At 58.5% G+C, this 21,436-nt stretch carries 14 protein-coding genes; 6 read left to right on the top strand and 8 right to left on the bottom strand.

The annotated features are described in order from the left end of the window. Positions 1–27: 27 nt before the first annotated feature. Entirely contained in the window at positions 28–2,628 is a 2,601-nt protein-coding gene (locus ACNKU7_RS14855) for a hypothetical protein (RefSeq protein ID WP_418297782.1), read from the bottom strand. 188 nt (positions 2,629–2,816) lie between these two features. Next, complete coding sequence (locus ACNKU7_RS14860) at positions 2,817–3,431, bottom strand: TetR/AcrR family transcriptional regulator (protein WP_418297783.1); 615 nt, start codon at positions 3,429–3,431, stop codon at positions 2,817–2,819. A gap of 385 nt (positions 3,432–3,816) precedes the next feature. Here ACNKU7_RS14860 and ACNKU7_RS14865 point away from each other — a divergent pair, with 385 nt between their 5' ends. Genes ACNKU7_RS14865 through ACNKU7_RS14875 form a run of 3 tightly spaced genes read left to right on the top strand, consistent with a single transcriptional unit; the run spans position 3,817 to position 8,756 of the window. Beyond that, positions 3,817–5,436, top strand: a complete 1,620-nt coding sequence (locus ACNKU7_RS14865; RefSeq protein WP_418297784.1) for an acyl-CoA carboxylase subunit beta — start codon at positions 3,817–3,819, stop codon at positions 5,434–5,436. A gap of 33 nt (positions 5,437–5,469) precedes the next feature. Beyond that, a complete protein-coding gene (locus tag ACNKU7_RS14870; RefSeq protein WP_418297785.1) occupies positions 5,470–6,630 on the top strand; it encodes an acyl-CoA dehydrogenase family protein in 1,161 nt (386 codons plus the stop codon). A gap of 47 nt (positions 6,631–6,677) precedes the next feature. Then, a complete protein-coding gene (locus ACNKU7_RS14875; protein ID WP_418297786.1) occupies positions 6,678–8,756 on the top strand; it encodes an ATP-binding protein in 2,079 nt (692 codons plus the stop codon). A 5-nt stretch (positions 8,757–8,761) separates the two neighbouring features. Here ACNKU7_RS14875 and ACNKU7_RS14880 read toward each other — a convergent pair whose 3' ends face one another. Together ACNKU7_RS14880 and ACNKU7_RS14885 are read right to left on the bottom strand one after the other, a co-directional pair. Then, positions 8,762–10,285, bottom strand: coding sequence for an alanine/glycine:cation symporter family protein (locus ACNKU7_RS14880; RefSeq protein ID WP_418297787.1), 1,524 nt, complete (start codon positions 10,283–10,285; stop codon positions 8,762–8,764). Positions 10,286–10,438: 153 nt separating this feature from the next. Next, positions 10,439–11,317 carry a beta-keto acid cleavage family enzyme gene (locus tag ACNKU7_RS14885; RefSeq protein WP_418297788.1) on the bottom strand — a complete coding sequence of 293 codons (879 nt, stop codon included), beginning with the start codon at positions 11,315–11,317 and terminating at the stop codon, positions 10,439–10,441. A 236-nt stretch (positions 11,318–11,553) separates the two neighbouring features. Between ACNKU7_RS14885 and ACNKU7_RS14890 the strand changes: the two genes are divergently transcribed. Together ACNKU7_RS14890 and greB are read left to right on the top strand one after the other, a co-directional pair. Continuing rightward, positions 11,554–13,518 carry a S9 family peptidase gene (locus ACNKU7_RS14890; RefSeq protein ID WP_418297789.1) on the top strand — a complete coding sequence of 655 codons (1,965 nt, stop codon included), beginning with the start codon at positions 11,554–11,556 and terminating at the stop codon, positions 13,516–13,518. After that, positions 13,518–14,030, top strand: a complete 513-nt coding sequence (gene greB / locus ACNKU7_RS14895; RefSeq protein ID WP_418297790.1) for a transcription elongation factor GreB — start codon at positions 13,518–13,520, stop codon at positions 14,028–14,030. The genes ACNKU7_RS14890 and greB overlap by 1 nt, the downstream gene beginning before the upstream one ends. Positions 14,031–14,051: 21 nt before the next feature. Here the strand turns inward: greB and ACNKU7_RS14900 are convergent, their stop codons facing one another. The 3 genes from ACNKU7_RS14900 to ACNKU7_RS14910 all read right to left on the bottom strand — a co-directional run bounded on the left by ACNKU7_RS14900 (position 14,052) and on the right by ACNKU7_RS14910 (position 16,754). Further along, the gene (locus ACNKU7_RS14900) at positions 14,052–15,209 is read right to left on the bottom strand and encodes an acyl-CoA dehydrogenase family protein (protein WP_418297791.1); all 1,158 of its coding nucleotides are present in this window, start codon (positions 15,207–15,209) and stop codon (positions 14,052–14,054) included. Positions 15,210–15,256: 47 nt separating this feature from the next. After that, positions 15,257–16,174, bottom strand: coding sequence for a DMT family transporter (locus ACNKU7_RS14905; RefSeq protein ID WP_418297792.1), 918 nt, complete (start codon positions 16,172–16,174; stop codon positions 15,257–15,259). A gap of 76 nt (positions 16,175–16,250) precedes the next feature. Then, positions 16,251–16,754 (bottom strand): Lrp/AsnC ligand binding domain-containing protein, encoded by a 504-nt coding sequence (locus ACNKU7_RS14910; protein ID WP_418297793.1) that lies wholly within the window; start codon positions 16,752–16,754, stop codon positions 16,251–16,253. 148 nt (positions 16,755–16,902) lie between these two features. Between ACNKU7_RS14910 and putA the strand changes: the two genes are divergently transcribed. After that, positions 16,903–20,049: a bifunctional proline dehydrogenase/L-glutamate gamma-semialdehyde dehydrogenase PutA gene (gene putA, locus ACNKU7_RS14915; RefSeq protein ID WP_418297794.1), complete on the top strand. Its 3,147-nt coding sequence runs from the start codon at positions 16,903–16,905 to the stop codon at positions 20,047–20,049. Between the two features lie 141 nt (positions 20,050–20,190). Here the strand turns inward: putA and ACNKU7_RS14920 are convergent, their stop codons facing one another. Continuing rightward, a complete protein-coding gene (locus tag ACNKU7_RS14920) occupies positions 20,191–21,069 on the bottom strand; it encodes a hypothetical protein (protein WP_418297795.1) in 879 nt (292 codons plus the stop codon). Positions 21,070–21,436: the final 367 nt, after the last annotated feature.

Consider the following 21,436-nt stretch of genomic DNA (forward strand, 5'->3'; position numbering starts at 1 on the left):
GGCCGCCATGCCCGAATGGAGTGCGGGTTACAGCGCCCCCACCAGCCTGAGCGGCCGAACGTTTCTCCGCCCTTCTTCCGCCAGACATTCCTGTAGCAGGGCTGCAAGGGCCTGCTGGTAACTATCGCCAACCTGTGCGAGCACATTCTTGCAGTGCAGTTCCAGCGCCTGCATACGTGTCAGTGCGTCCCGGTTGGACTTGCCACTCTCATTACCGGCCAGCAGCGCCCGTGCATCCTCGAGACCGGCCAGCCGAGCAGCGAGATCATCACCCAATATATGGGCCTGCTGCTCCACCACCGCCACGAGCTTTTCACACTGCTGCAAGGCAACGGTTACATATTTTTGCATCAGGGATTCCGGGATCTCCGTACTGGGTATCCGGTCAACCAAAAGACTCGCCAGATCCCCGTAGCGCTCCAGGGCAATGAGCGATTCCCGCATGGGTTCATACCCTCTCAGTCGATCCAGTGCCGCGAGACATGACTTGCGCGCGGCCGCGTCCATGCCATCAATTGTCTTCTCGATCCGCTGATAAAACATCGACAGGATCTGGCTTCGCTGCTGCAGGCATTCATCGATTCGCACCCGGTTATCATTCACCGATTCATCCGCGGCAGCGGGGGTGGCGCCACACAGCTGGTATTCCTGCGCATTCACCTTCACATTGCTGCGAATCAGACCTGCCCCCAACTGTATCTGCGCACCGCGAAGCTGGAGCTTGCTGTAGCGGTCTTCCAGCTCCTGCAACTCAATCAGCCGGCTGCGCAACCAATCCACCGATTGCTGTAAATCCAGCTCCTGCAGTTCCTCATTCGCCGGCAGCTGGAGCGGCAGCAGATCGCAGGGCACGATGCGGTTGAAGTATTCGGCCAGCACCCTCTGGGCGTGCTCGGTTTCCTTGCTGGCTGCCATCAGCGATTGATTGTCGACGGCTCTACAGCGGTCTTCGATACCGATAGAACTGACGCGAGCGCTCAAATCACGGATATCGGCAAACAGTTTTGCAAGGGTGAAATCCGTGCGTACCAGCACCGGCGAAAACTCGCGATCCTCAACCGCAAACAACCGCGTGGTACCGAGCGGCTCACTCAGATTCCACAGGTCGGAATCATCGTCCATGGCGAGCTCCAGGTTATTGCGGGTCTCTTCATCGATGTTGCCAAAGAGCCAGCGAACCGCCGCCGGGTAATCCGCAAGGCGCTTGCCGACTAACTGGGCCTCCCGGTTAATCTCCCCGGTCACCAGGTCGGCATGATTGAGCTGGTGCCAGCGCGCCACAAATTCAGAGAAGCCCTTACTGCCGAGAATACAGGCAGCCGTCGCATCGGCGCGGGCTGTGAGAGCTCGCCCGAGCGGCCGGCTGGCGCCGCGATGCAGCGACTGCAGGCGATCCACCAGTGGGATCAGAGCCAAACCAGACGCCGCAAGAAGTTTGTGCGGTAATCGGGCGATCCCGCCCCCACTGCCGCCAACAGACAACACGGTACGCTCATTTTCCAGTGCATCCTGCATCCCCTGCAGACGTCGCATCGGAATCACCAGCAGCCAGGTCGCGAGGCACCCCAGGCGCCCCTGGTAATAGCTCAGGGCTCGGCTGATCAATGCCACATTGTCGCCGCCATTTACTGTGGTCACCGCGGACAGGCCGAGTGACAGGGTAATTTCCCCACGCAGTAGCGGCAGCAATCCCCCAGCGGATCCCTCAATTTCTGCGCCGGGGGTTACCCGCACGCTAGCGGGTACCGGCAATCCGGTTTTGGCGCCCAACACCTCCAGCAGCATGTGCACACCTGGCGCATCCGCTTTTGCAAGGGAGATCCCGGCGCGCTCTGAGGCAGTGGTTCCACGATGGTAAGGCAGTAAAAACAGGGCTGAAAAAAACAGCAGCAGCAACAAGGTCAGGCCGCTACCCACAAGTGTGCCGGCACCGAAAGAGCCATCGAGTATCGCAGCCGGTATATTCCAGACCGCCACCCCCGCCTGATAAACGACAATGAGCGCCAGTGCCGCAAACAGCAGAGGCACCAGCGCCGCACCGGCTATCCCGGGGATGAAACGCCATCGCCCGCCGGCAACTACCTTCCGGATGCCACTCAGCACCTCGTCCTGTTCGCTGAACAGTGCCGCCAGTTGCGCACGCGCCGAGCGCTCGCCCGCGGTTTTTGGCTCGGCAGACACCTGCTGGACAGGTGCAGTATCTCGATCGCGGACGGCGCCGGGGGTCAAGCCATTAGGGGCAACCTCAGCGGCCGAATTGCCCGCCCCTTCCGCAGGCTTGAGTGGCCTGGCCGGCGGGGAGACGGTATCCGGGGCGCTTGCACCGGCGGCCTTTCTCGCCTGCCGTTTGCGCGCAAACTGGATGCGAGCCAGCAGTGCCCGATTGTCAAACTTGCCCGCCGGATGTACTTCAATTTTCAGGCCGATTTGCTGGAGCTGGGTGCGATACTGCACCACCTGCCCCGGCGACAATTGATCCTTGATCACCCACCCCTTGAGGAAGAGCTGGCGCGCCTGCTTTGCCGAAATTGAAAACGCACTGGCCATCTCCGCCAGCACTTCACCCGGATTTTTGGCCCGCAGTACCTTGCCCGAAGAGACGATTTGAAATTTTTGCTGGCCCGACATGTGTTGCTCCCGAGAGCCGCCCCCTATAACCCCAATAACTCAACACAGCGAAACTGCGCTGTCTGTTTTGGCCAGAGAGTAAAAGATTCAGCTGCGCGTGATTGCGCACTGGTTCTCAGGGAATCTGGGAAAAAGCACTATCGTGCAGGATTGCCAACAGGGTTCACAATGGAAGAACGAACGCCATCTCATTTTGTCGTCGGCGAGGATTGTGGCCACACAGTCAGCAAGGCTTCTGCGGCGAGACGATCCAGAGACAGACCGCGGCCACGGGGCTTGAACCAATTGTGGGTATGGGAGAGTGCCCCCAGCAGTAGCTTCCGGGCCAAATGGGGATCAGAAACGCCAGTATTTTCTGGCCGCTCCGCCAATACCTCAAGCCAGATAGCCTCGTATTGTTCCCGCTCCGCCAGCACCCGTTTCTGGTTTGCGGCGGACAGGCTGCGCCATTCGCTGACCAAAATCGGAAAACCGGGAACCGCGAACCCGTGTATCGCCTCGAGTTCACACTGGATACAGGCCCGCAGACGATCCCTTGCACCCTGCTGTTCGGCGACGGCCGCAGCCATTCGAGTGCGAGCGACCCGGGTTACTTCAAGCATGGCTTCACACAGCAGATCTTCCTTGCTTTTCACATGGTGAAAAATACTCCCGGACAGAATGCCCACTTCGCCGGCAATATCCCGTACGGTGGTCCGGGCAAAGCCCTGCTGCTGAAACAGGCGCGCGGCGGCATTGAGCAAGCGCCCCCTGGGGCCCTCGGGGTCACTGATTTCGCCCGCGGCCACCATGGCCTGGATCAATTTTCCCCCTGCGCTTGTTCCCGAAAGCGTGCCGCGGATCCTGCGTTGGCTCCCCTGCTGCTTGCGGGCCTTCGGCTGGTCACTCTGTCTTTCAGTTTCGCTCAAAGTATTCACGCCTCTTGTTTTACTGCTCTGTTGACCTGCTGTTCTGTTGTCTGCGCGCAATCATCCGTATAACCAATCTGCCGGAGTCACAAGGCGCCAGGCCTATTGATAACCAAGCGCTTGCTTGGTAGCGTAGAGCCATTGTCGGGGTAAAGCAGAAACAGCACAAGCGCCCCCGTCGAGGTAAGCCGCGCGGTATTTCGGCGAGTTTCACTGTTTTCAGGCAACCAGCGCACACATTTACCCGGGCGTGCAGTTGCAAATGCAGAGGCGACATTCCGTGCAACCCATTCCCTCCGAAATCGATCCTCAAAGCGATACATACGCACTTAACTGTGAAGCCATGCACCAGGCATTGTCGGCCTACCGGCAGGCCGAGCAACGCATCGTCGATACGGAAAACGCAAATGCCGAGCGCTACCACCAGCGCCAGTGGCTGCTGCCGCGAGAGCGCCTCAATCACCTGCTGGATCCGGGCGCTCCGTTTATAGAGCTTTGTGCCCTCGCCGGTTTCAAGCTGTACGACGATCGCGATGGTAGCGGTGCGGGAGGTGGCGCAGTCTGCGGTATTGGCACTGTCAGTGGCGTGCGCTGCCTGGTGCGTGTCGACAACTATGCGGTAAAGGGCGGCACTATTTCCCCGGCAGGTATGGACAAGGCGCTGCGCATGCAACAGATCGCGCTTGAAAACCGGCTCCCCATGGTCACCCTCGCGCAAAGTGGTGGCGCCAATCTGATGTACGCGAATGAAACCTTCGCCCCTGGCGGCCGCGGCTTTGCCAACCAGGCAAGGCTTTCTGCAGCCGGCATTCCCCAGGTGACGGTGGTTCATGGCAACGCCACAGCCGGTGGCGCTTACCAGCCCGGGCTGTCCGATTATGTCGTCATGGTACGCGGGCAATCCGGCATGTTCCTCGCAGGCCCGCCGCTGTTAAAAGCGGCAACGGGCGAGGTAGCCACTGAAGAGGAACTCGGCGGCGCGGAGATGCATTGCGCCGTGGCGGGAACCGGCGACTATATCGCGGAAAATGATCGCGATGGCATCCGTCTCGCCCGCGAGATCGTCGCCACCCTGCCCCGTCCCGCGCCGCACGCTTCCCATCCCCCGCCACAAGCAGGCTGGCGCGAGCCGAGATTTCCGGCGCAAGAACTGCTCGGTGTCGTGCCGGCCGATAGCCGCAAGCCGTACCCTGTTGAGGAAATTCTTGCTCGCATCGCCGACGACTCCGCCGCACTGACATTCAAGCCAACCTTCGACACACAAACCTACTGTGGCCACATCCGGATACAGGGGCATTTACTCGGGGTGATCGGCAATAATGGCCCCATCACTCCACAGGGAGCCAACAAGGCCGCACAATTTATTCAGCTGTGCGAACAGAGCGGAACGCCGCTGCTGTTTCTGCACAACACCACCGGATTTATGGTCGGCACTGACGTGGAACACCGGGGCATCATCAAGCATGGTGCCAAAATGATTCAGGCCGTCGCCAACGCCCAGGTGCCCAAGCTCAGTATCGTGGTGGGCGGTTCCTATGGTGCCGGTAACTACGCCATGTGTGGGCGCGGCTTCGACCCGCGCTTTATCTTCGCGTGGCCCAACGCCCGCACTGCGGTAATGGGCGCACCTCAGGCCGGTAAGGTGATGCGAATTGTCAGCGAACAGAAAATGCAAAGGACGGGCGCAGTCGACGAATTCGCGCTGGATCAGCTCGAACGGGATACGGCTCGATTTGTGGAAGCCGGCTCCGACGCCCTCTCGTGTACTGCGCGCCTGTGGGACGATGGCATCATCGACCCGAGGGATACCCGACCGCTGCTGGGGCTCCTTCTGGATATCTGCCGGGACGCCGAATTGACGCCAACACGCCGTAACTCATTCGGTGTGGCTAGATTCTAACCACAATAACAATAACGCTTCGGGACTACCGCCATGATCATGACCGAGCAACACCTGGAATTGCAGCGCACAGTTCGCAATTTTGTAGAGCAGGAACTCAATCCGCATATCGACGAATGGGAGGCCGCGGGCAGTTTCCCGATAAAAGCAATCTTCAGTCGCCTCGGCGAGCTCGGATTGCTCGGTATCAGTAAACCGGAAAGCCTCGGTGGCATGGGTCTCGACTTCAGTTACGAGGCGGTTTTCCTCGAAACTCTGGGTGCCGCACGCTGCGGTGGAATTCCGCTCTCCATCTCGGTACAGACTGCGATGGCAACCCCCGCACTGGCGCACTTCGCGCACGAGGAACTGCAGCAGGAATTTCTCACCGCCGCGATACGCGGCGACGCCATTGCCGCCATCGCGGTTTCAGAGCCGGGTGCCGGTTCCGATGTCTCAGCCATAGCGACCACCGCGACCAGTGACGGCGATGACTATGTGGTAAACGGCAGCAAAATGTGGATTACCAATGCCACCCAGGCTGATTTTTTTTGCACGCTGGTCAATACCGGGGGCGACAAGTCCCACAGCAACAAATCGCTGCTCATCATCCCGGCGAAATTGCCCGGCGTTCGAGTCGGAAACAAACTACAAAAAATGGGTATGCGCTCGTCGGAAACTGCACCGGTGTTTTTCGACCAGGTACGGGTGCCCAAACGCTATCGAATAGGCGATGAAGGCGCGGGGTTTCTGCTGCAGATGCTGCAGTTTCAGGAGGAGCGGCTCGCCGGTGCCGCCCTTTCGCTGATGGGGCTGGAAAACTGCGTGCGCTCCACCATCGATTATGTACAGCAGCGCCAGGCTTTCGGCGCGCCAATACTGAGCAACCAGAGCGTACATTTTGCGCTGGCAGAAATGCAGACAGAGGTGGAGTGCCTGCGGGCATTGACCTATCGCGCGGTCGCGGCGTATTGCCGCGGTGAAGATGTAACCACCCTGGCATCGATGGCAAAACTCAAGTCCGGCCGCCTCAGTCGCAGCATCCCGGATCAGTGCCTGCAGTACTGGGGAGGCATGGGTTATATGGAAGAAACAACCATCAATCGTGCCTACCGCGACCTGCGCCTGACCGCTATCGGTGGCGGTGCGGATGAAGTCATGCTCGGCATCATCTGCAAACTGATGGGCATACTGCCTTCACGGAAAAAATCGTAACCGCCATTTCCACCCGGGGAGCCGCCCTTCCCGCCAGAGGAGCCGCCATGCCAACGCTGCTTATCGCCAACCGTGGGGAAATAGCCCTGCGTATTATCCATACAGCCAGGCTGGAAGGTTATCGAACCGTCGCCGTATTCAGTGATGCGGACCGCCACGCCCTCCATGTCACCGCAGCTGATACCGCCATTGCGATAGGCGGCAATACCCCGCAAGAGTCTTACCTGGATATCGATAAACTGATCCAGGCCGCACACGCCGGTGGTGCAGACTGTATCCATCCCGGTTACGGTTTTGTTTCCGAAAATGCGGCTTTTGCCCGCGCTTGCGCCGAAGGCGGTTTGACACTGATTGGCCCCAGTGCGGACGTCATCGAACTAATGGGTAACAAGCGTCGCGCCAAAGCGTTTGCCCACGCCGCCGGGATACCCTGCATTCCCGGCTACCAGGGCAGCCAGGAACTCTCTGAACTTCGCCACCACGCCCGCGCACTCGGTTACCCGATCATGCTCAAAGCCGCTGCGGGGGGTGGCGGGCGCGGTATGCGTATCATCAGCGACGACCGGGAATTTGAGGCCCACTACGCCTCCGCCCGCGCCGAGGCGCAATCGGCCTTTGGTTCCGATGAGCTGATCCTGGAAAAAGCCATTGCAGACTCGCGGCATATCGAAATCCAGGTATTTGCAGACCAGCATGGAAACTGCATCCACCTGGGTGAACGGGATTGCTCCATTCAGCGCCGGCACCAGAAAATCATCGAAGAGGCACCGTCACCGGCAGTATCTGCAGCCCTGCGCGCGAACTTGGGACAAGCCGCCACCAAACTCGCCCGTGCCTGCCACTATGTCGGAGCGGGTACCGTGGAATTTCTGTTGGATGCGGAGGGCAATTTCTATTTCCTGGAGATGAACACGCGGCTGCAGGTTGAACACGGGATCACCGAAATGATCAGCGGCACTGATCTGGTCGCCTGGCAACTGGCCGTGGCCCGCGGTGAGCCACTGCCCATCGCCCAGGACGATGTGCGTTTACGCGGGCACGCGATAGAGGTTCGCCTGTATGCGGAAGATCCCGCACGGGATTTTCTGCCCCAGAGCGGTACCATTTTTCACTGGCAACCTTCTGGCGCCATGGGGCCCACGAACGGGCGGTCGCCCCATTCCCAGGTCAACACGCCTATTCGCCTTGATCACGCCCTCGCCAGCGGTCTGGAAATTTCCCCGTTTTATGACCCGATGCTCGGCAAACTGATGGCCTGGGGCAAGAATCGGGAACAGGCGCGCCGGCGACTCTGCCAAGCTCTGGAAAACCTGCAGTTGGCAGGGCCCCGCAACAACCAGTTTTTTCTCAGGGAAATACTGCAGGATGCGACCTTCACTGCCGGCAACGCACACACCGGTTTCCTTGCCCGCCAGTTTTCGCCACCGCCACGCAACCCCGACACCACCCTGCGGGCACGTGCACTGGGTTGTGCCCTGCTGCACCATGTGTCCGTGGCCCGCAGCCTATCACTGCGGGATCAGCAGACCGCGCGGGTAAACTGGCACTCGGGGGTAACCACTACGGGGCGGCACTACCGCTTTCGTGACGGCGATGCAGAGTTCTCTGTAATGCTGCACGCCAGCACGCCCCGTCACTATTCCGCGCACCCTCTTTCCGCGGCCGCAGTCTCCATCGAATTTCCTGAAAATCCGTCGGGCCAGGCTTGCCTCCAGCACATGGATGTCACTGTCGACGGAGTCCGGCAGCGAATCCTGTGGCACTTGCAACAAAACCGGCTGCTGCTGGTTTTCGACCGCGATCAATGGGTATTCGAAGACGTGACTTATGCCCCTGCGGCCAGGCATCAAGCGTCAGGGAACGGCCGTATCGAGGCGCCCATGGACGGATGCATTACCGGTATTTTCATCAAGCACGGTAATTCGGTTGCGCGCGGGGATGCCCTCATCACCATGGAGGCGATGAAAATGGAGCACACGATCAAGGCGGACTGCGCGGGCTTGGTCACGGCCATCGGCATTGCCACCGGCGACCAGGTACGCAATGGACAGCTACTGATACAGATCGAGCCCAACGAGGTTGAATACGATACCCGCGAGGTCGAGGCTAGCCGGGCCACCCCCTGACGCGATCACTTACCTGGCTTGCCGTGACGCTCCCCGGCATGCTCCCCTGGAATATGCGGGCCGCCGCCCCAGACATCGGGCTCGATACCCGGAATATAATGTTGACGGGCGTCAAATACCGGCTCTTTTATCCCCTGCTTAAGCTGTTTTTCGTAATCCGCAAATACTCTGATCGCAACACCGGACAACAGCAAAATCGCCAGCAGATTCGCCGAGGCCATGAATCCCATCGACATGTCCGCAAGGTTCCACAGCAGGTGGAAGTTGTCTTCCCGACCACTCCATGCCACCCAGGCACCAAACAGAATGAAGCCGATGTATAACACCCGGTAGCAGAAAATTGATGTCCGGGTATGCCACAGGTAAAAAATATTGGTTTCGGCGTAGTAGTAGTTGGCAATGATGGAAGTGAATGCAAAAAATATCAGCGCAATGGCAATAAAGCTGTTTCCCCAGCTCCCGATTTCACTGGCGAGGGCAGACTGCGTAAGGGTCACCCCTTCGACCACCCCACTCAGCTCTACGTTGCTGAGCAGGATAATCGATGCCGTAGCACTGCAGATCAGCATGGTATCGAGAAAAACCGACGCCATCTGCACATAGCCCTGTACCACCGGGTGCTTTACATCCGCTGCCGCGCCAACGTTGGGCGAAGACCCCATTCCGGCCTCGTTGGAAAACAGGCCGCGCTTTATTCCGTTCGCTACCACGGCGCCAAATGCACCGGCACCCGCCTCCTGCACACCAAATGCATTACTGAAAATCAGCGCAAAAACTTCCGGGATGCGGGGAATATTGGTCAGTATCACAAACAGCGCAATGGCGAGGTAGCACAGCGCCATGACAGGCACAACGATTCCCGCGAAACGGCCGATTGACTTAATGCCGCCAAACACAATCAGCGCTGCAAGCACGGAAACCAATACACCCATTAACAGTGGATTGACACCCCAGGCGGCATGTATGGCCTCCGCCATGGCGTTGGACTGTACCGCATTGAAAAAGAAGCCGAAGCAAATCACGAGAAAGATGGAAAATACCACCGACAGCCATTTCCAGCGTTTGCCCAGGCCCTTGTCTATGTAATAGGCCGGCCCCCCGCGGAAGGTGCCCGCAACTTCCCCCTGCTCTTTGAAGGTTTGCGCGAGGATATTTTCGATCAGGCTGGTCGCCATGCCGAGCATGGCCACGACCCACATCCAGAAAACCGCCCCCGGCCCACCGGCAGTAATCGCCACGGCCACCCCCGCGATATTTCCGGTGCCGACACGGGCCGCAGCACTTGTGGCAAACGCCTGGAAGGAGGATACGGAGTCGTCATGCTCTTTGCGGAAGCTGTGCCCCATTACCCGCAGCATCTGGCCGAAGCCGCGAAACTGGACAAAGCCAGTGCGCCAGGTGAAATAGAGCCCGGCCGGCAAGAGGGCTGCAATCAGGATTCCGAGCCACCAGATACCGCCTATTCCACCCCAGGTCAGGCTATTGCCCCAGCCCACCAGGGCCGTCAGGCCATCGAGGAACTCCTGCATACGCTACTCCGCGAGCACATACCAGTAGAGGGCCTGCCCGAGTTGGCAGCCCTAACTGGAAACGCAATAGTTTGGCGTCGAATGACGCGTACAAACTAAGCCTAGCACTCCCCGGATTCCCTGCTGCGAGACCGCAGCGGCGCGTACAGCCCGTTACAGAAAAATTTCACGCGCCCTTTGCGCCGAAACCACTTTCCGCCCGGCCTCTTCGGCGATTCCCACGAGCGCCTCGACCAATGCGCCATTGCCGCTCGCCCGCTCGCCACCCGGCAGATAGAAGGTGTCTTCCATACCCGTACGCAGGTGCCCGCCCAGTTCCGCGGTTTTGCGGTGTACCGGCCAGATTTCATCGCGCCCGATCAGCGTGGTCTGCCACAGTGCCCGTGGTTTCATGTAACGCGGCAAGAGCGCCAGAAGATCGGCATCCGCTGGCATGCCGGAAGCGACACCCATGACCAGGTTGTAATTGGGGGCGGTAACCAGACCGACATCCGCAAACATACCCACGGAGCGGAGAATACCCACATCGAAGCATTCAAACTCGGGACGGATACCCTCTTCCCGGCAAACCGCCAGCAGCTCTTCTATCTTTTCCAAGGGGTTTTCGAACAGCATCGGGGGCCAGGCCCACTGTCCGCTGGCGCGCACCTTCAGGTAGTTAAGGCTGCCGGCATTGCACGCGGCAATTTCGGGCCTTCCTGTGCGCAGACATGCCAACGCGCCCTGTTGGTCGCGCCCGATAGTGCCGGTGGTGAAGTTCAGCAACACCCCAGGGCAAGCCGCGCGAATCGCTTCAGCAATCTCCAGGGCTACGGCGGGATCCCAACTGGGCAGGTGCCCCCTGCCGGCTTGCTGCGCTCGGAAATGCACGTGCATCACGGACGCGCCCGCGTCGTAAGCTTCTCTTGCGGACACGGCCATTTGCTCCGGTGTTACCGGTACCGGGTGCTGGGCGGGGTTGGTCAGTACCCCCGTCAGGGCACAGGTAATCACAACTTCGGCAGGATCCGCAGCCGCTGGGTAAACTGACATGACAATCTCCTGGCGATCGTTTTTTTGTTATCGCTACTGGTATCCCGCGGCAAATGCACAAGCCGCAGTGCCTGCGTGGGGGCCACCCACCAAGCAACCGCTTGGTTCCAGGCATAGCCCGGAGCCTAGCACAAGCCCGCACTGTGAAACAGGGCCCTTGTGTGGCCCCGACACCAACGTAAAATGCGCAGCAATCAATACAGTGAATAACGCAGTTCAGGAGCACAACCAGTCCTATGTCTGATGCAAAAACGCCAAAGGAATCCAGCGCACAAACCATCGCCCCTTTTGGCAGCTGGAATTCGCAAATCAGCGCAGACCTGTTGACCTCCGGCAATGTGCGACTCAGTGAGTCGCGCCTGTACCATGGCCGCGCCTACTGGCTCGAATCACGCCCCGCAGAAAAAGGCCGCTCTGCACTGGTCGAATACAGTAGCGAGCACGGCAAGCGCGACCTTTTGCCCGCGCCACTCAGCGTTCGCTCGAAAGCACACGAGTACGGTGGCGCAAGCTATGTGGTCGGCGATGGCTGGGTTTACTTTGTCCTCGCGGCCGATCAGCGTATCTACCGCATGCCCCTGGATGGCAACGCCCCGGAACCCCTCACGCCCGAAGGGCCTTACCGCTATGCAGACCTGGTACTGGATCACGCGCGCCAGCGCTTGATTTGCGTTCAGGAAGATGAAGGCCGGAGCGACCGCGAAGCTATTGCGCGCATTATTGCCATCGACCTGAACAACGGTGGCGCGACGCAAGTATTGGCAGAAGGTGCCGACTTTTACTCCAATCCCGCACTGAACCCTGCCGGGAACCGCATGAGCTTCCTGCAGTGGCATCACCCCAGCATGCCCTGGGATGCCACCGAACTAATGCTGGCGGAACTCGACAGTAATGGCCTGCCAACCATTACCAGTAAAATTGCAGGCACCGGCAACGAATCCATTTTCCAGCCGCAGTGGTCAGAACGCGGCGAACTGTTTTACGTTTCGGATCGCAACAACTGGTGGAACCTGTACCGTCATGGCGACAGCCAGCCAGTCTGGAACAAGGCCGCGGAGTTCGCCACGCCGCAGTGGGTATTCGGAATGTCAACTTACGGCTTTTTGAACCCGGATCGGATTTTCTGCACCTTTACCGAAAACGGACGCTGGCAACTGGCCATTGTGGATCTGGCGGATAACACCCAGCGCACCCTGGAGCATTCGGGGTGCGATTTTGAAAGCATCAGCTGCGACGACGGCAACGCAGTATTTATCACCAGCGGTGCCACAGACTTCCCTTGTGTTCAGCTGTACAGCGGCGCGGCCGCTGAATTCAAAACGCTCGCCAGCAGCAGCTCGATCGCGCTCGCCGATAACCTGGTATCCCGTGCGCAGGCGATCGATTTTTCCGCGGGGGAGCGCACAGTGCACGCGTTCTATTACCCTCCGTGCAACCCCGCGTTCAAGGCCCCGACTGGGGAGCGACCACCACTTATCGTATTCAGCCATGGCGGCCCCACTGGGGCGACGTCTGCCGGTCTCAACCTGAAAGTTCAGTACTGGACCAGCCGCGGCTTTGCGATTCTGGATGTGAACTATTCCGGAAGTACCGGATACGGGCGGGAATACCGTGATCGCCTGCAAGACAACTGGGGAATACTGGACGTTGAGGACGTGTGCGCAGGGGCCAATTATCTGGTCGATGGGGGGCTTGCGGATCCCGAGCGACTGCTGATAAAGGGCGGCAGCGCCGGTGGCTACACGGTGCTCGCGGCACTGGCATTTCACGATACCTTTTCCGCCGGTGCCAGCCACTACGGTATTGGTGACCTCACCACCCTCGCACGGGATACCCACAAGTTTGAATCGCGCTATCTCGACAAACTGGTTGGCCCCTGGCCCGAGGCAGAAGCCATTTATCGGCAGCGCTCGCCAATCGAGCATATCGAGCAGCTGAACTGCCCTGTGATTTTCTTCCAGGGACTGGAGGACAAGGTCGTGCCGCCCAACCAGGCCGAAGCCATGGTGAGCGCATTGAAAGAACGCGGACTTCCTGTGGCTTACATCACCTTTGCGGATGAAGGTCACGGCTTCCGCAGCGCCAGCAGCATCAAGATGGCACTCGAGGGCGAACTGGAATTTTACAGCCGGGTTTTCGGATTCCCGCTGCCACAGCCGGGGCCCGGCATCGAAATCGCCAATCTCGAGGGCAACACCTGATGGGCCGCTGGAGACCACCGCGCCCACGCGGCTCAAGATACATTACCCCGGAAGGCGCCCGGCGCATGCGCGCTGAAGTAAAACACCTGTGGGAAGTTGAACGTCCGCGTGTGACCCAGGCCGTCAGCGATGCCGCAAAGCTGGGGGATCGTTCGGAAAATGCCGATTATATCTACGGCAAAAAACGCTTGCGGGAAATCGACAGCCGGGTGCGCTTTCTTACCAAGCGCCTGGAGGAAGTGACCGTCGTTGATCGCATTCCGGATAATCGCGAAAAAATCTTTTTCGGCGCCTGGGTAACGCTCGAAGATGAAGACGGCAACAGCCTGCGCTACCGCATCGTGGGCCCGGATGAATTCAATGTGAAAGAGGGACTTATTTCCATGGATTCCCCGGTCGCGCGCGCGCTACTGGGAAAAAGCCTGGACGACGAAGTGGAAATCCAGCAGATGGAACAGTGGATCACCTACTACATTTGCGAGATCCACTATCCGGAAATCTCCGCTGACTAATCAGCGGAGATTTCCGTAGACCTACCTGACGCCTTCCAGCAGATGGCGGGCAATGATCAAACGCTGAATTTCGCTGGTGCCTTCATAGATTGTGGTGATCCGCACATCCCGTGACATCCGCTCCAGCGGAAACTCGCGGGTGTACCCCACGCCGCCGTGCATCTGCAGCGCGACATAACAGGCCTCATTGGCCTTCTCCGAAGCATACAGCTTGGCCATGGACGCTGCCGGGCCAAAAAACTGCCCGGCATCTTTCTGCCACGCCGCCTGCATCAACAACAGTCGCGCAGCTTCCATTTCCGTGTATTTGTCCGCGAGCTGCCACTGCAATCCCTGAAACTGTGCCAGAGGTTTGCCGAACTGCTCACGCTCCTGCAGGTAAGCCCGCGCGCAATCCAGGGCCTCGAGACCGATCCCCAGCGCCAGCGAACCGATTCCGATACGGCCACCGGCCAGCTCGCCCGCCGCAATACGGAAACCGCGATTTTCCTCACCCAACATATTGGCTGCCGGAATACGGCAGTTTTCAAACGCCACCTCATTGGTTACGGAGGCCTTCTGGCCCATCTTCTCTTCCGCCTTGCCAATGATCAGGCCCGGGGTGCCCGCCTCGACCAGGAAGCAGGAAATGCCCTTGCCTTTTGGCGCTGACGCATCGGTTACCGCCCAAACGACAAACACCCCCGCGAACTCAGCACTGCTGATAAACAGCTTGCTGCCGTTGAGCACGTATTCATCCCCATCCCGCACTGCGCGGGTTCGCATGGCTGCGGCGTCCGAGCCTGAAGCAGGCTCGGTCAGGCAGAAGGAACCGGCCGCATATTCGCCACTGCAGATTTTGGGCAGGAAGTGGTTTTTCTGAGCTTCGGAGCCTTTCGCCTGGATCACTTCCGCCACCATATTGGTCACGGAAGTGGTGGTGGCCGTTGACGCGCAACCGCGTGCCAGCTCGGTGATCGCGAGGCTAAATGCAATGGTGCCAGCGCCGGTGCCACCGTAGCCCGGATCAATATTGATCCCCATGAAGCCAAGTTCAGCCAGTTGCTTCAGCTTCTCCAGAAACAGGGGCCGGTTGCCGGTTTTATCCAGCTCCGCCGCCACGGGTTTGAGCTCGCTTTCGGCAAACTGCCGCGCGGCTTCCTGAATCATCTGTTGCTCGTCAGTCAATTCAAAATTCATCGCACATGCTCACTATTTATATCGTTATTTTCGTATCTAAGGCGTATTCAGACCGCCGGACGCCGCAATAGCCAACGCCGCAGCAGGCCCTGTTGAATGGCGACACCCAGCAGTATCAGCGCCAGGCCGCCTATGGTCGCCATATGAATTGTTTCGCCCACCAGCAGCGCGATCAGCAAAAGTGACAGCGGCGGGGACAGGTAAATGAAATTACTGATGCGGGCGGTATTGTCACAGCTCAGCATCGCCGCCTGCCACAGCAGGAATGCTATCCCCATTTCAAACAGGCCCACGTAGACTGCGCCGATCCAGCCTTGCACCGGTGGCCACTGCCAACCGCCCTGCCACCACAGCGCACCCACCAGCCAGGGCAGACCGCAGAGGAAAGTCAACAGCAGGTTGACCGCGGCATTGCCACCTATGCGCGTATTGAGCAACCAGTAGCAGGACCAGATCAGAGTGCTGAACAGTGCCAGCGCAATCCCCACCGGCTGCTGGAAGTCCAGCTCGAGAAGCCGTCCCTGGGTCGCTATGACCAGCACACCGGAGTAACACACAAGCCCGGCCAACAGATCCTGCCGGCGCAGTTTCTGCTTGAGAACCGGAACAGAGAGCAGCGCCAAAACCACACCCCAGGTGTAATTCAGAGGCTGCGCCTGCTGCGCCGGCAGTAACTCATATGCGTGAAACAACACAAGGTAATAAAGGAAAGGATTGCAGAAACCGAGGGCAATATACCAGCCCCGATTGTGACTCCAGCTTTGCGAGAGATCGGACCAACGGCCCTGCCAGGTAACGACCAACGCCATAAATACCGAAGACACCACCGACGCGATGGTAACCAGCTGCAAGGGAGAGAGATACTGCAACGACAGCTTGAATGCACTGGCAACAGTGGACCAACAGAGCACCGCTGCCAGCGCATACATCGTTGCGCGATTGTTTGCCGTTTTTTCGCCAGCCAATGGAAAGACTTCCTATACACCTGAACCTTAACGGAAATCAGGGCTAACTTACGGGAGCGTCAGCGTTACGCAAAGTTCAGCGCTTGCCGGACTTGGGTTCCGGATCCGGCACCGCCACCGAGGTATCGGTTTTCACTTCCTGAATGACGACGTACGTGTGGGTTTCCCGCACACCAGGAACCGACGCGAGCTTTTCGCCGAGGAATTGGCGGTAACCCAGCATATCCTTGATACGGATTTTGACCAGGTAATCGAAGCCGCCGGCCACCATGTGGCATTCCTGCACCTCTTCGAGACCGGAAACATGACGGTTGAATGCCTCGAGGGCCTCGGTAGCCGTATCAGACAGGGAAACCTGGATGTAGACCACAAGGCCTGCATGCACCTTCAACGGGTCAAGCAAGGCCACATAGTCACGAATGAACCCCTCGCGTTCAAGGCGCTTGACGCGCTCGAGGCAGGGGGTGGGGCTGAGGTTTACCCGCCGAGCCAACTCGACATTCGGCAGGCGACCGGAACGTTGCAAAATCCGCAGGATCTGGCGATCAATGCGATCAAGATCTTCCAATTTCCGAGACATAGCAAAATACCCTACTGGTGATTGACCGGATAAGCCCTATATTTAACCACACTATTCGCCAATATGGCGATTAATTCTGCAAGGTTTACCACATAATCCGGGTTTTTATCCTGCCCTAAAATCAGTCTGGGAGCTTTGAGGAAAAAGTATGCCTACACATTTCGCCGGAGACCTGCAAAACGCCCGTCAAAAGGCTCGAGAGTATCTGCACGCCGACGAAAACCAGTGCGTCAGTGAACTGCTGGCCGCACCCCGTCCGGGCGAGGCCCTGAGACAGAAGATCCTGGATACTGCCAGCCAGCTGGTGGTGAAATCCCGCGAGCAGCGCAGCAAGCGCGGCACCCTCGACGCATTCCTGCAACAGTTTGGCCTTTCCAATAAGGAAGGCGTTGCACTGATGTGTCTGGCGGAGTCCCTCCTCCGCGTGCCGGACGCCGATACCGCCGACAAACTGATCGCCGAGAAAGTGCACTCTGGCAACTGGTCCAGCCACCGCGGCCAGTCTGATTCCCTGTTCGTCAATGCCTCCACCTGGGGCCTGATGCTGACAGGCAACATCGTCGAGCTGGATCCGGACATCACCGAAAAGCCATCCAGCTGGATGAAGCGCATGGTCAGCCGCATGGGCGAGCCCATGGTGCGCACTTCCATGATGCAGGCCATGAAAATCATGGGCGGCCAGTACGTTCTCGGCCGCACCATCAAGGAAGCCCTCAAACGCGGCCCTGCCGAGAACAAGCCCGGCACACGCTTCTCTTTCGACATGCTGGGTGAAGGCGCCCGCACCATGGCTGATGCCCAACGCTACTTCGACGCTTACATGATGGCGATCGAAGCCATCGGCGCCGACAACAGCAAGCGTGACGTGGTCGAAGCCAACGGTATTTCCATCAAGCTCTCCGCACTGCATCCGCGCTACACCGAACTCCAGCGCGAGCGCGTTATGGGTGAACTGCTGCCGAAAGTCAAACAGCTGTGCCTGGCTGCAGCCAAGTACGACATGGGACTGAATATCGACGCGGAAGAAGCCGACCGTCTGGATATCTCCCTGGACATTTTTGAAGCCCTCGCCCGCGACCCGGAACTGAAAAGCTGGCAGGGACTGGGTTTTGTACTGCAGGCCTATCAGAAGCGCGCACCGCACGTAGCCGACTGGCTGATCGCGCTGGGCCGTGACAGCGGCCGCAAGTTGATGGTTCGCCTGGTTAAAGGTGCCTACTGGGACAGCGAAATCAAGCACGCCCAACAGATGGGCCTGAGCGACTATCCGGTTTACACACGTAAGTGCCACACCGACCTTTCTTACCAGGTGTGTGCGAAAAAACTGCTGGATGCGCGCGATGCAATCTACCCGCAGTTCGCCACGCACAATGCCTACACCGTTGGCCTGATCCTGGAAATGGCCGGCAACACCGACGATTTCGAATTCCAGCGCCTGCACGGCATGGGCCACCTGCTCTACGATCAAATCGAAGCCGTTCACGGCCGCCGCGTGCCTGTGCGCGTTTATGCCCCGGTAGGCGCACACAAAGACCTGCTTCCCTACCTGGTTCGCCGCTTGCTCGAGAACGGTGCCAACAGCTCCTTCGTCAACCGTTTTATGGATGAGAAAACACCGGTCAGTGAACTGGTGCAGGACACCCTGAAACTCAGCGAAGCCTGCGACCCCTACCGTCACCCGCAGATTCCGGTGCCGTCCGATATTTATCTCGGCCACGAAGCCCTGCCGCGCAAAAACTCCCACGGAGTCGAGCTCACCGACCCAATTGCACTGAAGCCGCTGATGGCAGCTGTGGAGCAATCCGCGGGCAAGACCTTCAACGGTGCCCCGATTGTGGACGGCGTTGCGATCAAGGCAGAGCAGCCGGTTTACAATCCGGCCACGGGCGAAGTAGCCGGCTATACCGCGGATACTGACCCGGCGCTGATTGAGAAAGCCTTTGCATCTGCTGCGGAACACCAGCGCGGCTGGAACAAGCTCGGCGGCGAAATGCGGGCAAATGTGCTCGACAAAATCGCTGACCTGTACGAACAGCACATGAATGAGCTCGTGGCGATTATCTGCCGCGAGGCCGGCCGCACCCTGAACGATGGTATTTCCGAAGTGCGTGAAGCGGTGGATTTCTGCCGTTACTACGCCAATGGTGCACGCCAGCATTTCAGCGAACCCACCGTGCTGCCGGGCCCGACTGGCGAGAGCAACGAACTGAGCCTGCATGGCCGCGGCGTTTTTGTGTGTATCAGCCCGTGGAACTTCCCGCTGGCGATCTTCACCGGCCAGGTAGTTGCCGCCCTCGCAGCAGGTAACGCCGTACTGGCCAAACCCGCCGAGCAGACACCGGCCATTGCCCACCGTGCGGTACAGCTGATGCACGAAGCGGGCGTTCCGCAGAAAGTCCTGCACCTGATTACCGGCACCGGTGCCGCAATCGGCAAGCCTCTGCTGGACAACCCGCATGTGGCCGGCGTCGCCTTCACCGGTTCAACCGAGACCGCCAAGCACATCAACATGCAGCTTGCGGCAAAAGACGGCCCCATCGTGCCGCTGATCGCGGAAACCGGTGGCCAGAACGTGATGATCGTGGACTCCACTGCCCTGCCAGAACAGGTCGTGGACGACGTGATTCAATCCGCCTTCCTCAGTGCCGGCCAGCGCTGTTCCGCCCTGCGTATCCTGTGTGTACAGGACGTCATTGCGGACAACCTGCTCAGCATGCTGAAGGGCGCCTGCGAAGAACTCACCCTTGGTGACCCGTCCAAGCTGGAAACCGACATCGGCCCGGTCATCGACGAAAAAGCCCTCGGCATTCTTGAAAAGCACCGCGAGCGCATGCTGAAGGAAGCCAAGCCGGTGTTCGCCTTCGACGAGAGCGCGCGTCCGCAAAAAGGCACTTTCTTTGGCCCGCAAGTGGTTGAGATCGAAGATATCAACCTGCTCAAGCGCGAAGTGTTTGGCCCCTTCCTGCATGTGATTCGCTTCAAGGCAGAGGAGCTGGAAAGTGTGATTCAGCGTATTAACGCCACCGGTTACGGCCTCACTTTCGGCCTGCACTCCCGCATCGAGGGTCGCGCCAATGCGATCTTCAAGCGTGTGGATGCCGGTAACTGCTACGTGAACCGCGACATGGTTGGTGCCGTTGTTGGTGTAAACCCCTTCGGAGGCATGGGCCTGTCCGGTACCGGACCAAAAGCCGGTGGCCCGCACTACCTGTTCCGCTTCGCCAACGAGAAGACCAAAACCGTCAATATCGTAGCGACCGGCGGCAACACCCAGCTGTTCACCCTCGGCGAGTAACCTGGGACAGTGCTGCGTTCTGACTCTCAAGAGCGCAGCGCATAATCATGAAAAAAGGGCGAACCATTTCTGGTTCGCCCTGCTTCGCCCCCGCCACTGCACAACTGCGTCAGACCACAGGCGGGAATCGAATACCCTATCCTACTGGTTGATTACACCAATATTGTATACGCCTACCTGCGTCGCATAGGCGTTGTCATACACGCCGAGCTGGGTAGTGTAGTGATGGTTCAGTATCCCGAACTGGCCAGTGTAGGATCTATTGCCATACCATTCCTGCAAGGTATTCGCCTTGTTACCCAGGCCAATTTGCAGCGTGAACTGGCTCAGGTCTTCCCCAAACTGCTCCACATTTGCCCGGTTATAAATACCGCCCTGAATAATCAGGGAGTCATTGTAATAACCGTACTGAGCCACATTCGCTTTGTTGGCAATGCCAAACTGTTTGGTATAGGAAACCAACCCCTCGCCATATTGATCCGTAGTGGCCTTGTTCTCGTGACCGTATTGATCGACCACGCCAACGGACCACTCAGTGAAATACTGGTTTACCTGGCCTTTGTTGCCCTTGCCGTGCTGGCTTACGGCACCATAGTTGAATTCAGCAAAGCTCTGGTAGACCTCACCTTTGTTGAAATAACCGGACTGATCCACTTTGGCAATGTTGCCGACAGACCAGAGCTGATAGGTATTTGCCCTGTTTTTGGCGCCAGACTGGTGGATATAGGCGTGGTTAAACAAACCGCCATCCTGCAGGGAGTACGCCTTGTTCAGCGCACCGTGCTGGTATTGCTTGATGGAACTGAAAAACTCGGTGCCATCCTGCACGGCATCCGCTTTGTTCGCAAAGCCAAATTGTACCTGCTCAATGTAGTTGTAGCGTGCAAATAAACTGGCCTGGTCGGCATTCGCGTGGTTGGCGAATCCACCCTGCAATTGAACAGCAGTGTTGTTATCGGCTAACGCAGCCGCACTTACAGCGAACATCAGTGTCGCGGCAACGGGTGAAAACTTCTTCATGACTAACTCCTTTAGATCGGATGCCAGCAGCCAGATACCTCTGGACTGAACCTGCCAACACCGCTCCGTGCTTCCGGGCACATCAAACTGTGAAAACGCTACGCCACTACAAATCGACGCAAACAGGATCCTGGCAATAGGCTCTCGCCCCAGCGGCCAAAGATCAGAGGCCAAGTTCGGTTGCAGACGTAGAACTACTTGATTGCGAGACTTGCCGATTACGGAGTCCAACTGCGAATGTCGCAGAAAGCAACATTCTGGAATTTCCTTCTCGTCACGCCTTACTGCGATTGAAGCTATTTCGTACAGCAAGATCGAATAACGAACAATCGAGTTAAATTCTGGTCGACTGACAGCATTCATCCAT

Origin of the sequence: Microbulbifer weihaiensis (genome assembly GCF_048323715.1) — a bacterium.
In the GTDB taxonomy this organism is placed as follows: Bacteria; Pseudomonadota; Gammaproteobacteria; order Pseudomonadales; family Cellvibrionaceae; genus Microbulbifer.

Excerpts from the sequence above, each read along its gene's own strand:
- ACNKU7_RS14855 (WP_418297782.1), bottom strand. The coding sequence starts at position 2,628 with ATGTCGGGCCAGCAAAAATTTCAAATCGTCTCTTCGGGCAAGGTACTG.
- ACNKU7_RS14870 (WP_418297785.1), top strand. The coding sequence starts at position 5,470 with ATGATCATGACCGAGCAACACCTGGAATTGCAGCGCACAGTTCGCAAT.
- ACNKU7_RS14875 (WP_418297786.1), top strand. The coding sequence starts at position 6,678 with ATGCCAACGCTGCTTATCGCCAACCGTGGGGAAATAGCCCTGCGTATT.
- ACNKU7_RS14880 (WP_418297787.1), bottom strand. The coding sequence starts at position 10,285 with ATGCAGGAGTTCCTCGATGGCCTGACGGCCCTGGTGGGCTGGGGCAAT.
- ACNKU7_RS14885 (WP_418297788.1), bottom strand. The coding sequence starts at position 11,317 with ATGTCAGTTTACCCAGCGGCTGCGGATCCTGCCGAAGTTGTGATTACC.
- ACNKU7_RS14890 (WP_418297789.1), top strand. The coding sequence starts at position 11,554 with ATGTCTGATGCAAAAACGCCAAAGGAATCCAGCGCACAAACCATCGCC.
- greB (WP_418297790.1), top strand. The coding sequence starts at position 13,518 with ATGGGCCGCTGGAGACCACCGCGCCCACGCGGCTCAAGATACATTACC.
- ACNKU7_RS14900 (WP_418297791.1), bottom strand. The coding sequence starts at position 15,209 with ATGAATTTTGAATTGACTGACGAGCAACAGATGATTCAGGAAGCCGCG.
- ACNKU7_RS14910 (WP_418297793.1), bottom strand. The coding sequence starts at position 16,754 with ATGTCTCGGAAATTGGAAGATCTTGATCGCATTGATCGCCAGATCCTG.
- putA (WP_418297794.1), top strand. The coding sequence starts at position 16,903 with ATGCCTACACATTTCGCCGGAGACCTGCAAAACGCCCGTCAAAAGGCT.
- ACNKU7_RS14920 (WP_418297795.1), bottom strand. The coding sequence starts at position 21,069 with ATGAAGAAGTTTTCACCCGTTGCCGCGACACTGATGTTCGCTGTAAGT.